The organism is Streptomyces sp. AC1-42W, from assembly GCF_003248355.1.
Taxonomy (GTDB): Bacteria; Actinomycetota; Actinomycetes; order Streptomycetales; family Streptomycetaceae; genus Streptomyces.
Window position 1 is genome coordinate 2,635,992 of sequence record NZ_QKWY01000002.1, and the last position, 12,484, is coordinate 2,648,475.

Here is a 12,484-nt window from a genome sequence, read left to right on the forward strand (position 1 = left end):
CAAGAAGCTCGGTGTTCTGCACGAGCCATGGACGAAGCCGCTCACGACGTGGCCGACCTGCCGTTCAAGGGTGCCCTCGGTGAGGCGGTGCTCGCTCAGCGGTCGCTCTCGTGATCCGGAGCGCAAGGCAGGACCGGCAGGGGCCTGCCGCCGACGACTTTCTGACTCGGATCACTTGGAACCGAGGGCTGATCAGACCAGGTGCCCTTCGTGAACGCGCTCTCCACCGCATGGCGTACGCCCAGGCGCCGGCCTGTGGAGTATGCGGACGCATAGTGCGTTTCTCCCAAGGACGCGCGAGCGTACCGGATGCCTCGTTCACGGTAGGACGACATGAGAGCGAAACCGAAGAGACGTGGGGTGCCGGACGGAGACCAAACGCGATCCACGGCACCGAGGACGACTGCCGCTGCATGGGCATCACCGGAGGAGGCGAGTACCCAGGCAAGGGTCTCGGCGAGCGTGGCCTCCCCCAGCCGCTCGTCGATTTCCCAGGTGAGGCGAAACGTACGCTCAAGCAGTTCCAGGGCTTCGTCCAGACGCCCTGCCTCCCCGCGGTCGACGGCCAGCCCCCACAGCAGGTAGCAGCGATGCCATACGTCCCCCTGTAGTTGGGACAGAGTCAAGGCACGTTCCAGCAAGGCCGTGGAGCCGGCGTGGTCGCCGCGAATGACAGCCGAGAAGCCGAGTTGTGCGATGCACTGCTGGCGCGTGAGGAGAGCCGTGTGAAAGGTGCCGATCGCCAGGGAAGCCAATGCGTACTGTGTGGTGTCCTCTTCTTCCTCGGCGAGCAGCGCCGCCAGGCTGCGCAACTGCAATAACGCAGACGTCAGTTCCACTTGGGCCGAGCGGTGCTCCGGCTCTCGTATGGTGGAGCGATCAGCGAAGAAGGCTGCGCCGGATGCTTGTTCGGCTCGTACGATCATTTCCTCGGCTCGTTCCCGCTCGCCGTGAATGAGGAAGATGAAGCCTGCCACCCATACGGCCCGGCACCAGACAGTCACTGCCGCGGGGGAAGGCGGCTGCGGGTACCAGTCCATGAGGTTGCGCATCCACCGTGCCCCCTCTCCCACGTTCCCTGAGGTCAGGCAGTGCAGCCAGAGGCCGAGGGCCCCGCTCAGCACGGTTTCCGCAGGTTCCCCCTGTGGAGGTGGGTCGGGAAAGATCTGACGTAGGTTCGGATGCTCGGCTCGCAGGCGGCGCAGCCAGGACGCCTGACCGGCGGTCCCGTAGGCTGCCCCCGCTTGGGCGGCGAGGCCGAGGTACCAGGCCCGATGCCTACGCAACGCGTCGAGCGTCCGATGGCTGTCCCCGAGTCGTTCCTGCCCGTAGGCGCGGACCGTTTCCAGCATCTGAAGGCGGGTGTGTCCGTCAGCTACGACCCGGGTGAGCAGGGACTTGTCCACCAGTCCTGCCAGTGCCTCATAGGCGTCGTCGGATGTGGGACCTTGCGTGCGGCCCTCTGGCTCCGGCGTTCCGCTTCCCTCCTCACGTGCGCACAGCAACTCGGCGTCGGTCAGGAGAACCCCGCCGGAGCACAACGACAGCTGCTGCCAGGCCATTCGCTCCATAGGAGTGCACAGCTCGTAGCTCCAGTCGAAAAGGGCGCGCAAGGCGTGGTGGCGGCGGTGCGCGGTGCGATCGTGGCCTCCGGGGCCCAGCAGGTGGAACCGCTGGTCAAGCCGTTCGAGCAGTTCTCCAGGCGTCAGCGTGCGCAGTCGACGAGCCGCGATCTCCAGGGCCAGGGGCAGACCGTCCAGCTTCCGGCATACGGCTACGACCTCCTGCTGATTCGCTTCGGTCACCCGGAATCCGGGTGAGGCGGCCTTGGCGCGGTCGGCGAACAGAACAACAGCGGGTGAGGTCCGGGGATCCGGCGCGGCAGCGTCTGCTGCATGTGAGTGGTGACCGTGCGGTTCGGGAAGGCCGAGTGGGTTCACCTGCAGCACCTGCTCAGGGCCGATGTCGAGCGGCTGTCGGCTGGTGGCGAGGATCCTCATGGAGGGCAGTTGGGCCAGCAGCGTTCCGGCGGTATGGGCGCTCGAGTGCAGGAGATGCTCGCAGTTGTCCAGCAGGAGGAGGACGCTGCGGTCCTTCAGCGCCGCGACGAGCTCGCCCAGCGGTTGCTGACCTGACCCGAGCTGCACACCGAAGGCAGCCGCCACCGCGTCGGTGACGTCATCGTCGTGGCTGAGATCGGCGAGTTCCGCACAGTACGTGCCGTCGGCGAACCGGTCGCAGGCCTCCCGGGCGATTCGCCGGGCCAGTCTGGTCTTGCCCACGCCTCCCACCCCGACCAGCGTGACCAACCGGTTCTGCAGCAACAGCCGTGCGCCCAGGCTGATTTCGCGTTCCCGGCCGACGAAGCTGGTGATCTCGACCTGCTGGTATCCGGGCTGACAGCCGGCGGTCACGTCCGCTGGGCGCCCGTCCAGCTCACGCTGTACGTGTGCCCAGCGCCGTTCCCACAGCCCTGGGTCCCCGCCACATGCATGAACGTAGGCGAGGAGAACGTCTCGGCTGGGGAGCCGGTGTCCGGAGGCGGCCTGCGACAGAGTGCTGGCACCGAAGTGGGACGCGGCGGCCATCTGTGCGTATGTGAGTCCCGCGGCTTGACGCAGTTCACGCAGCCTGAGTGCGAAACGCCCCAGCGGGCCGTTCTCCGCATCGATCCCTCGCTCGCGGCGTCCAGGCCGTCGCGCCAACTTCGCTTGCCCCTAACAGTAGTTCGGTTGATTGATTGATTATGCCTGCGCATCCACCGTGGCGAACATCTCCGTCAACGTGGATCCTCGTCGTCGAGCCGGCCGTCACCGGTCAAAGTGCGTCGATCGCTTCACTTGCGTCTACGACGCGTGCAAAGCCTCCGTGTGGGTGAGTCGTAGCGCTGGGGCGACCACTTCGCAGATCAGTCCGAAACCGTGGAGACAGGCCAGCCCATCCCCCGCTCACCGCTACCGCCTGGCCCTCATGTCGAATGCGGGCCCTTCAGGAGAACCAATGGAGCCACTCAAGTCACCTGCCGCACTCACCGCCCCACCTCCACCGTCATCACCTCCTGCGGTCAACGTTGCCGGTTCTTCCGGCAACATCGATGTGCGTGTCGGTCGGCGTCTCGTGTGGGTCGGAAATGCCGCCTATCCCATGCGCAACATCACGCGTGTCCACACGTACACAATCCGGCCCAAACGTCATGAGGCGGTATTGCAGTTCGTGACGAGGGTGGCAGTCACGGCGGCCGTAGCAGTGACCCTGACCCTGCTCGCGACACTTCCGGCCGCACTCGTGTCCGCGATGGGCGGCGGTGACAGCGGGTTCGGAATCATCACGTTTGTGTGGCTCGCCGGGTTCGGCCTGGGGGTCTACTACTTCGTGCGCATGATCACCGTGGCAACTGCGCCTGCCTGCTTCGTGCTGGCGATCGAGACCTCCGGACCGCCCACCGCACTCATCACCAGCAGCAACCCTCGGCTGCTGCCCCAGTTGGCCGAGCACCTGGTCCGCGCCATGGAGAATCCCGAAACGGAGTTCCAGGTGACGGTGGAAACCGTGGCCATCAATCCACGCAACTACCACTTCGGAGACAGCATCAATATGTACGGCGGCACAGGAAACGTGGGAGTGGCGTCATGAGTGCGAGCAACTACTACTTCGGTGACAGCGTCAGCATGCACGGCGGACAGCACAACCGAGGCATCGTCAAGCAGCAGCTGCCTAGTGATGCGGACACGCTTTCGCCACCTGTACTGGAGGCGCTGCACGAGTTGCTCCGGTTGCTCACGGAACTGCGCGATCGGGTCTCCACGCCGAGCGCGCGGGCGATCGATGACGTTCTGCCGAGTATTGGCACAGACGGCGACATTCAGCCTCAGGAGCGATACCGGGCATTGATGATGATCTCGGGAATTGCCACGACAGTCGGAGCGATCGGTCAGCCGGTGCTCGACGCCGTGAACAAGGTCCTCGAGTTGGTAGGTGCGCGGTAGCTCGCAGCGGGCACGGCCGGTGATCGGGCAGCCTGCCGTCGTGACGCGTACTGGCGGCGCCGAAGGAATCGGTGCTACCGCTCGTTCAACACTGAAATCGATCAATTGTGCATCAGTGATTAAGGGGTTCCGGCCGGAGCTCGGTTCGCTGTGCCACGGAAGGGAAACTCTGGATGCTGCAACACCGCTTCGCTCTTGTTCTCGCCGCACTGGCATTTTCGGCAGGCTTTGCTGCGGCACCGGCCGCCGCCGCGCCGTCGGAACAGCACGCGGTGAAGGCCGCCGGGGCCTCGTGCTCCTCCTGGAAGACGATCACCATCACCGGAGGGAAGGCTCGGTACCAGGAGTGCTTCCAGACGGTAAACGGTAAGTCGCAGGTCAAGGGCAACTTCCAGCTCTGGGACACAAAGACCGACGGAAGGAGCGTCCAGGCGTACGCACGTACCGACACTAACCACTGGTACGGCGACTCCGTGAGCTGGGAGCACTTCTACGGGTGGTCGAACACCTCGAAGCCCAGCCCGGTGCTCTCATCCGGCTGGCACGGCGGAGATGACTTCGAGCTGACCATCCAACTGGTCTGACGGCTCCGGAAGGGGCGGGTGCGTGCTTCCCGGATCCGCCGTTCCTGGTCCTCGGCCGCCGAGGCGCCACCGTCGGCCAGCAACATCCGACCACTGACACACGCACCGACGAAAAGAGGACTCACCATGTGGAACACGTGCCAGCGCTGCAAGGGCGAGGGAAAGTGCACTACCTGCGACGGATCCGGCTACCGCGGCGTCTGGAAGTGCGACAGCTGCCGCGGCAGCGGCGACTGCAAGGCATGCGACGGTCGTGGCTGACCGCATGAACGCCGCAGGGTGACCTGCCCCTGCTCCATCGGTGAGGGCTTCTTCCGCGAGGGACGAGCCCTCACCACCTCGTACAGGGGTCTTCGACGATCCGACGGCATGCGCCGCCGACCCGGTCAAGCCCGTCCGGCGATTGAGGACACACACCGGTCCGACGCGCCGGAGGGCCTCACCGACTCAGAACGGATACCAGCGCACCGAGGCGTCCCCGTCCCGCAGGGATGCCACGCGGCGCCGGAACTCCGCGAGGGCGGCCTCGTTCGCGGGCGCGTGCTGCGCCACCCACGCACAGCTCGCCGTTTCCCGCGCCCCGCGCAGCACCGCACAGCCCTCCCACTCGCGCACGTCCCAGCCGTACGCCGCGGTGAACGCGTCGTACGCCTCGGCCGCGAGGCCGTACCGGTCTCGGGACAGCGCGAGGACCACCAGATCGTGTTCGCGCAGGTCCGAGGAGAACGTCTCCAGGTCCACCAGGACCGGTCCGTCCGGCCCGACATGGACGTTGCGCGCCAGCGCGTCCCCGTGGATCGGGCCCGCCGGCAGCCGGGGGACCAGCGCCGCGGCCGCGGCGGCGAACCCGTCGCGGCGCTCGCGCAGATAGGCCGCGTCGGCCGGGTCGATCGCGTCGCCCGCCAGCCGCAGCCAGCGCTCGACGCCGCCCAGCAGTTCCCGGCGCGGCAGCGTGAACCCCTGCGGCGCGGGCAGCGCGTGCACCGCGCGCAGCAGCGGGGCGAGGTCGCGCGGCTCGGCGGGGCGCACCGCGTCCGGCAGCCGGTGCCACACGGTCACCGGATGCCCCTCGACCAGCCGGGCCCCCGCCTCGTCCGCCCGCACGGCGGGCACCCCGGACTCCGCGAGCCACCGGGCGACGGCCACCTCGCGCTCCGCCCGCTCCCACAGCTCCGGGTGGCGCCCGGCGTCCCGGCCGACCTTGACGACGAGGTCACCGACCGCGAACACCGCGTTCTCGCCGAGCGCGAGCAGCTTCGCGTCACCGGAGAACCCGGCGGCCACCAGCACCTCGCGCGCTTCCATCTCGTTCATGGTCCGATTTTCGCACCCGAGGGGGTCCGGGCCGGACTCAGGCGAGCGTTCCCGCCTTGGCGGCCGTCACGAACGAGGACCAGCCGGCCGTGGAGAGGACGAGCGCGGGGCCGTGCGGGACCTTGCTGTCGCGGACCGGCACACCGCCCGCGTAACCGTCCAGGACCTCGATGCAGGTACCGCCCGAACCCCCGCTGTAAGAGGACTTCCGCCATCCGCTCAGGGCCGACGCGTTCGGGATGTGGGTGTTACTCATGATTCCTGAATTCCTTTGCTTTCGCCCGCAGTCGGGCGAGTGACGGTTCCAACGCCAGCGCCTCGCTCAAGGCCAGATTGTAGGCCCCTTGAATCTCTGTCACCACGGCCGGACTGTCGTGGACCTTGCCCACCCTCATGCCTTCCGAGTATGCGATGGGCGGCTGGTCCTCGAACCACATCAGCGTGACCACGCCTTCAAGCAGCGGATGCGGGCTTCTGCCGAACGGCAGCAGGTTGACCCTGACGCGCCCCGACTCGGCGAGCTTGACGATGTGGTCCAACTGGTCGGCCATGGCCTCGCGCCCCCCAATGGGCCGGTGGATGACCGACTCGTCGAGCAGCGCCCACACTTCTGGGGTGACAGGGTCATTCAGCAACTGGGCACGGGCCAGGCGTGACACAAGCCTCTTGTGACACTGTTCCTCACCCGCGCGGGGGTAGCTGGACTCGATCACCGCTGACGCGTACGCCTCAGTCTGAAGCAGGCCGGGCACAAAGGACAAGCCGAAATCCCGAATGACGGTCGCCTGCTGTTCGAACTCCCGAGCCTTCTCGAACCAGTCGGCTACCCCGCCTCGCACGGCCTGGCCCGGCCGGAAGGTGACCAGCACGTTTCCGGTCCCCAATGCGGCGTCAAGGGCTGCCGCGTCCGATTCGCTGGGATGCCGTCGCCCTGACTCGATCGCCGCGACCAACGAACGGGACATGAACGCCGCGTCGGCCAACTGCTGTTGCGTCCACCCCTTGGCAACCCGTGCGTCCCGCAACCACTCTCCGTACGATTCGGCCACGGCTCGAACCCCCTCTGTCACGACTACGTTGTGTCAAGGGTGCCACTATCTGTGTAGTCGTCGCTGTCGTTTCCTGGGACAGGAATGAATCCCCTCCAGGAACGGCGGACCCGTAATGCCCTCGACTTCCAACTGGCAGGAGCAGCCGATCGAGCTGCCGCTCGTCCCGCCTCCCGTGCCACCCAAGCCCGTTGCCGGCTGCATCCACTGCGATCTGCTGGCGACGACGCGGGACCGCGCCAGGGCGAACGGCGACGGGTCCGGCGTGAGTGACTGCAACGTACGCCTGCGCCGCCACCTGGCGGACGCACACGAGAAGGGTGCCGGAGCGTGACCCGTAAGCGGTTCGCGTTCGTGGACCACTCGTTCACCCCTGACACGCAAGCGCCGGTGCTGCGCGTCATGAAGTGCCGCTGTGGGGCCCACAGCGCGAACGCCACGGACCCGAACGTCGTCTCGGACTGGGCGGTGGCTCACTTCCGGCGCACCGGCCACGACCAGTACACGGAGACTGTGGAGCGTGCGTACGCGTTCGTGGCCACGGCCCAGCCGGTGGGGTGAGGGCCTCGCGAGCGGCAGGGGCCACGGGACGCAGACGGACGGCAACCGGGTCCTGGCCCGCTACTAGCGCTGACCACGCGAACGCCCTCCCGCGCCCCGGACTCCGGGGCGGGGGAGGGCGCGGACACCCTCGGGGTCAGACGCCGACCCGCTCCGGGGCCTCGCCGCCGCGTGCCGGTGCGGACGGCACCGGCACGTCGTCGTACGACTCGTCGTGCGTCATGTCCGGCAGCCGGCGCAGCCACTTCGGGAAGTACCAGTTGCGCTCGCCCAGCAGGGCCATGGTGGCCGGGAGCAGCACCCCGCGGATGATCGTCGCGTCGATCAGCACGGCCGCCGCGAGACCGACGCCCATCTGCTTCATGGACTGCATCGACAGCGTGCCGAAGATGGCGAACACGGCGACCATGATGACGGCCGCGCTGGTCACCACCCCGGCCGTGGTGACCACGCCGTGGGCGATGGCGTCGCGGGTGGTGCGGCCCTGGAGGCGGGCCTCACGGATACGGGAGACCACGAACACGTGGTAGTCCATCGAGAGCCCGAACAGGATCACGAAGAGGAACAGCGGCAGCCAGGAGATGATCGCGCCGACGCCCTCGGCACCCACCAGCGAGGCACCCCAGCCGTGCTGGAAGATCGCGGTCAGGATGCCGTAGGCGGCGCCCACCGAGAGCAGGTTGAGGACGATCGAGGTGACCGCCACCGTCAGCGAGCGGAAGCAGAGCAGCATCAGCAGGAAGGCGAAGGCGACCACGAAGACGAAGACCGGCACGACGGAGCCGACGATCTGGTCGTTGAAGTCCTTCGAACCGGCGACCTGCCCGGTGATCGGCGCCTCCACCCCGTCGACCGTGCCGAGCGTGGCCGGGCGCACGGTGTTCCGCAGCAGGTCCAGGCTCTTCTCGGCCGCCTTCTGGTCCGAACCGCCGACCAGCGGCACATCGATGACCGCGACGTTCTCCGCGTCGTGCGTCACGATGTCCACCGGCCCCTTGGACGCGCCCGAGGCGACGGCCTGCTTGCGGAAGTCCGCCAGCGCCTTGCGGACCGGGGCGGCGCCGATGTCGTCGGCCCTGACCACGACCTGCGCCGGGTCGGCGCCGCCGGGGAACGCCTCGTTCAGCCGGTCGTAGGTCCGCACGATCGGCAGCGAGTCGCCGAACTCCTGGTCCAGGGTGAGGTTCTGGGTGTGCATGCCGAGCGCGGGCAGGGCGAGCGCGGCGAGCGCCCCGGCGGCGACCACGGCCGCGGTCCACGGCCGGCGCAGCACCGCGGTGAGCACCGCGCGCCAGATCCGGCTCTCGCCGTCCGCGCCGCCGTGCCGGGAGCGCTTGAGACGGCCCAGGAACGGCACCCGGCCCTTCTCGACCCGCTCGCCGAGCAGGGAGAGCAGCGCCGGCAGCACGGTGACCGAACCGACCATGGCGACGGCCACGACCATCAGCGAGGCCAGGCCCATCGCCTCGAACTCGGCGATGCCGGTGAAGAGCATGCCCGCCATCGCGACGCAGACCGTCACACCGGAGACGACGATGGCGCGCCCGCTGGTCGCGGCGGCGATCATCAGCGCGGTCCTGGCGTCCCGGCCCTTGGCCCGCTCCTCGCGCTCCCGGCGCAGATAGAACAGGCAGTAGTCGACGCCGACGGCCAGACCGACCAGCAGCATCACGGAGTTGGCGGTGTCGCTCATCGGCTGGAAGTGGCTCACCACGCCCATCAGGCCCATCGTCGCCATGATCGCGGTGAGGGCCAGGGCGACCGGCAGCAGCGCGGCGACCAGCGCCCCGAAGGCGATGAGCAGAATGCCCAGCGCGACCGGTACGGCGGAGAACTCGGCCCGCTGGAAGTCGCTGCCGAACGCGTCGGCGAACGTCTTGCCCATGCTGGCGCCGCCGATCTCCTCGATCAGCAGCCCCTCGTGCTTCGCGTCCACCTTCGCGACGGCGTCGAGCACCGGGCCGACGCGCTCGCTCGCCGTCTCCGCATCGCCGCGCATCTCGAACTGCACCAGCGCGCTGTGCCCGTCCGCCGAGATGGTCCCGGTGGTGTACGGCGAGGTGACGGCGGTGACCTCACCGGTGCCCTGCACGGCGTCGATCACCTCGTCGACGGCCGCCCGGAACTCCTTGGAGCCGGCCACCGGCCCGCCCCCGGCCGCCGACTGGATCAGCACGGTCTCACCGGCCGGGTCCTTGAGCCCCGCGTCCTCGATGATCTGCACCGCCCGGCCGACCTCGCCGGACAGCTGCTCGCTCTCCTTCACATCGACCCGGCCCGCCGCGGAGCCCAGGCCCATCGCCAGGACGACGAACAGCACCCAGATCGTCACCGCCGCCCAGCGGTGCCGCGCGCTCCAGCCGCCCGCGCGGGCGGCGACGCCCTTGACCCGCGGCCCCCTCACCGCTGCCGAATCCACTTTCCCCATGACGGGCGTGCCCCCTCGTGACCGGCACCGGCCCCACGCCGCCGCCTCCGCATTCGAAAGTAGGGGCGTCGTAAAGCCGTCTCGTCATGCTCTGCTCCTGACCGCGCGTCACTCCTCTCCACCTCGGGGAGGGGCCCTCCCCCCGAGAAGGCGGATCGAAGCCCCTTACACGTAAAGGCGATCGGGGCATCCCGAGACCGCCGGGGGTGTGTTGTGGCGAAAGGTTGGTGAGTGCGTCGGAGCTGTAGCGGGATCTTGATCTGCGCGCGTCAATCGGCCAGGGTTTCGAGCCAACCCCCGGAGATCTTCCGGCCGGGGGCCAATCCCCCCACAAAGAATGACGAGGAGACCCCTCTTCATGGCCAATCACAAGCGCGCACGCCGGTTCAAGCTGACCGCCTCCATCACCGCGGTGGCGGCCGCCGCCGGCGTCACCCTGCTCGGCACCCCGTTCGCCGGGGCGGCCCCCGCCCCGGCCCAGGGCAAGATCTACGGCGCCGACGCGGCGACCGCGGTCGCCGGCAGCTACATCGTGATGCTGGACCGCGCGGCGGACAAGGAGAAGCTCGCCGAGGAGTACGGCGGGAAGCTGAAGCGCGACTACAGCTCCGCCATCAACGGCTTCTCCGCCAACGGGCTTTCGGAGACCGAGGCCAAGCGGCTCGCCGCCGACCCGGCCGTCTCCAAGGTCGTCCAGAACAAGAAGTTCCACATCGACGCCACCCAGGACGACCCGCCGTCCTGGGGCCTGGACCGCATCGACCAGACGGAGACCGCCGGCGACCACGCCTACACCTACCCGGACAGCGCGGGCGAGGGCGTCACCGCGTACGTCATCGACACCGGAGTCCGCACCACCCACAAGGAGTTCGGCGGCCGGGCCACCTCCGGCTACGACGCCGTGGACGACGACGACAGCGCCGACGACGGCAACGGCCACGGCACCCACGTGGCCGGCACCATAGCCGGGTCCACCTACGGCGTCGCCAAGAACGCCGAGATCGTCGCCGTCCGCGTCCTGGACGACTCCGGCTCCGGCACCACCGAGCAGGTCGTCGCCGGCATCGACTGGGTCACCGAGCACCACCAGGGCCCGTCCGTCGCCAACATGAGCCTGGGCGGCGGCGCCGACGAAGCGCTCGACGCGGCCGTCCAGAAGGCCATCGCCTCCGGCGTCACCTTCGCGGTCGCCGCCGGCAACGAGTCGAGCGACGCCGGTGGGGGCTCGCCCTCCCGCGTCCCCGAGGCCATCACCGTCGCCTCGTCCACCGTGGACGACCAGCAGTCGTCGTTCTCCAACTACGGCCCGGTCGTGGACCTCTACGCACCCGGCTCCGACATCACGTCCGCCTGGAACGACAGCGACACCGGCTCCCACACCATCTCCGGCACGTCGATGGCGACCCCGCACGTCGTCGGCGCCGCCGCCGTCTACCTCGCCGGACACCCGGACGCCACCCCGGACGAGGTCGCCGCGGCCCTGACCGGGGGAGCCACCCCGGACGCCATCGGCAACGCCACCGAGGGCACGGCCAACAAGCTCCTCAAGATCGTCGAGTAACCGCCCGCCGACCCCCGGCGGCCACCGCGCCCTCCCCCACGGGGCGCGGCGGCCGCCGGGCCCGCGCTGCCCACCGGCCGTCCGTCCGGCTGATGCGCACCGGATGGCCGAAGCACTCGCTCACCAGCTCCGTGGTCAGCACCTCGTCCGCCGCGCCCGAGGCCAGGCACCGCCCGCCGCGCAGCAGCAGCGCATGCGTCGTGGACGCGGGCAGCTCCTCCAGATGGTGCGTCACCAGCACCGTCGCCAGACCCGGATGCTCCTCGCGCAGCGCGTCCAGACTGTCCAGCAACTGCTCGCGGGCGGCCAGGTCGAGCCCCGTCGCCGGCTCGTCGAGCAGCAGCAGCCGGGGCTCCGGCATCAGCGCGCGGGCGATCAGCGTACGGCCGCGCTCGCCCTGCGACAGGGCCGGCCAGCGCGACCCCTCCTTGCCGGCCATCCCCAGCATCGCCAGCAGCCGCGCCGCCCGCTCCCGCTGCCCCGCACCCGGCGACCAGCGCGGCACCGGCTCCACCGAGTTCGTCAGACCCGTCAGCACCACCTCGTTCACCGTCAGCGGCGAACGCAGCGGATGACGCGGATTGACATGGCCGAGCAGCGTCCGCAGCTCCCGCAGATCCACCCGCCCCAGCGTTCGGCCCAGCACCTCGACCGAACCCCGCGTCGGATGGTTCACCGCCCCCAGCAGCCCGAGCAGCGTGCTCTTGCCGGCCCCGTTGGCCCCCAGCAGCGCCCAGTGCTCCCCGCCCCGCACGGTGAGCGACACCCTGTCCAGCAGGACGTTCCCGTCACGTACGAGCGAGACCTCGTCGGCCCGGACGACCGGCACCGGGCTCGTGCCCGCGGCGGGGGACAGGGGTGCGGTGGTGGTCACGTGCGGCTGCTCCTTCGTTCGGGCGCGATCGCCTCGCGGCGTACCGGAAAGCCTATCCGTGCCCCGTACACACTCCTCGCCCGGCACCTGTCGCCTTTCTTCAATACCGGCCCCGCGCGCCCGCCTA

12 protein-coding genes and 1 pseudogene are annotated in these 12,484 nt (G+C 69.2%); 6 read left to right on the top strand and 7 right to left on the bottom strand.

Annotation, left to right across the window (positions count from 1 at the left end; genetic code table 11):
- Positions 1-95: 95 nt before the first annotated feature.
- Both DNK56_RS29755 and DNK56_RS36860 read right to left on the bottom strand, forming a co-directional pair.
- Positions 96-2,414, bottom strand: coding sequence for an ATP-binding protein (locus tag DNK56_RS29755; RefSeq protein WP_241990126.1), 2,319 nt, complete (start codon positions 2,412-2,414; stop codon positions 96-98).
- 60 nt (positions 2,415-2,474) lie between these two features.
- A pseudogene (locus DNK56_RS36860) lies at positions 2,475-2,705 on the bottom strand (helix-turn-helix domain-containing protein); the annotation flags it as partial.
- Positions 2,706-3,000: 295 nt separating this feature from the next.
- Between DNK56_RS36860 and DNK56_RS29760 the strand changes: the two are divergent.
- The 3 genes from DNK56_RS29760 to DNK56_RS29770 all read left to right on the top strand — a co-directional run bounded on the left by DNK56_RS29760 (position 3,001) and on the right by DNK56_RS29770 (position 4,570).
- Positions 3,001-3,633, top strand: coding sequence for a DUF6232 family protein (locus DNK56_RS29760; protein ID WP_111338868.1), 633 nt, complete (start codon positions 3,001-3,003; stop codon positions 3,631-3,633).
- Complete coding sequence (locus DNK56_RS29765) at positions 3,630-3,986, top strand: hypothetical protein (RefSeq protein ID WP_111338869.1); 357 nt, start codon at positions 3,630-3,632, stop codon at positions 3,984-3,986. The genes DNK56_RS29760 and DNK56_RS29765 overlap by 4 nt, the downstream gene beginning before the upstream one ends.
- Before the next feature lie 173 nt (positions 3,987-4,159).
- Positions 4,160-4,570, top strand: a complete 411-nt coding sequence (locus tag DNK56_RS29770; protein WP_146610413.1) for a hypothetical protein — start codon at positions 4,160-4,162, stop codon at positions 4,568-4,570.
- Positions 4,571-5,017: 447 nt separating this feature from the next.
- Here DNK56_RS29770 and DNK56_RS29775 read toward each other — a convergent pair whose 3' ends face one another.
- From DNK56_RS29775 to DNK56_RS29785, 3 genes are read right to left on the bottom strand one after another with little or no spacing between them, the layout of a single operon-like run.
- Complete coding sequence (locus tag DNK56_RS29775) at positions 5,018-5,884, bottom strand: phosphotransferase enzyme family protein (protein ID WP_111338871.1); 867 nt, start codon at positions 5,882-5,884, stop codon at positions 5,018-5,020.
- A 37-nt stretch (positions 5,885-5,921) separates the two neighbouring features.
- Positions 5,922-6,140, bottom strand: a complete 219-nt coding sequence (locus DNK56_RS29780; protein ID WP_111338872.1) for a DUF397 domain-containing protein — start codon at positions 6,138-6,140, stop codon at positions 5,922-5,924.
- The gene (locus tag DNK56_RS29785) at positions 6,133-6,933 is read right to left on the bottom strand and encodes a helix-turn-helix domain-containing protein (RefSeq protein WP_111338873.1); all 801 of its coding nucleotides are present in this window, start codon (positions 6,931-6,933) and stop codon (positions 6,133-6,135) included. The genes DNK56_RS29780 and DNK56_RS29785 overlap by 8 nt, the downstream gene beginning before the upstream one ends.
- A 115-nt stretch (positions 6,934-7,048) precedes the next feature.
- Here DNK56_RS29785 and DNK56_RS29790 point away from each other — a divergent pair, with 115 nt between their 5' ends.
- Both DNK56_RS29790 and DNK56_RS29795 read left to right on the top strand, forming a co-directional pair.
- Positions 7,049-7,267: a hypothetical protein gene (locus tag DNK56_RS29790; RefSeq protein WP_111338874.1), complete on the top strand. Its 219-nt coding sequence runs from the start codon at positions 7,049-7,051 to the stop codon at positions 7,265-7,267.
- Positions 7,264-7,494: a DUF7848 domain-containing protein gene (locus tag DNK56_RS29795; protein WP_111338875.1), complete on the top strand. Its 231-nt coding sequence runs from the start codon at positions 7,264-7,266 to the stop codon at positions 7,492-7,494. The genes DNK56_RS29790 and DNK56_RS29795 overlap by 4 nt, the downstream gene beginning before the upstream one ends.
- A 136-nt stretch (positions 7,495-7,630) precedes the next feature.
- Here DNK56_RS29795 and DNK56_RS29800 read toward each other — a convergent pair whose 3' ends face one another.
- Positions 7,631-9,922 (bottom strand): MMPL family transporter, encoded by a 2,292-nt coding sequence (locus DNK56_RS29800; RefSeq protein WP_111338876.1) that lies wholly within the window; start codon positions 9,920-9,922, stop codon positions 7,631-7,633.
- A gap of 358 nt (positions 9,923-10,280) precedes the next feature.
- Here DNK56_RS29800 and DNK56_RS29805 point away from each other — a divergent pair, with 358 nt between their 5' ends.
- Positions 10,281-11,483: a S8 family peptidase gene (locus tag DNK56_RS29805; protein WP_111338877.1), complete on the top strand. Its 1,203-nt coding sequence runs from the start codon at positions 10,281-10,283 to the stop codon at positions 11,481-11,483.
- Here the strand turns inward: DNK56_RS29805 and DNK56_RS29810 are convergent.
- Positions 11,467-12,357, bottom strand: coding sequence for an ABC transporter ATP-binding protein (locus DNK56_RS29810; protein ID WP_111338878.1), 891 nt, complete (start codon positions 12,355-12,357; stop codon positions 11,467-11,469). The genes DNK56_RS29805 and DNK56_RS29810 overlap by 17 nt on opposite strands.
- Positions 12,358-12,484: the final 127 nt, after the last annotated feature.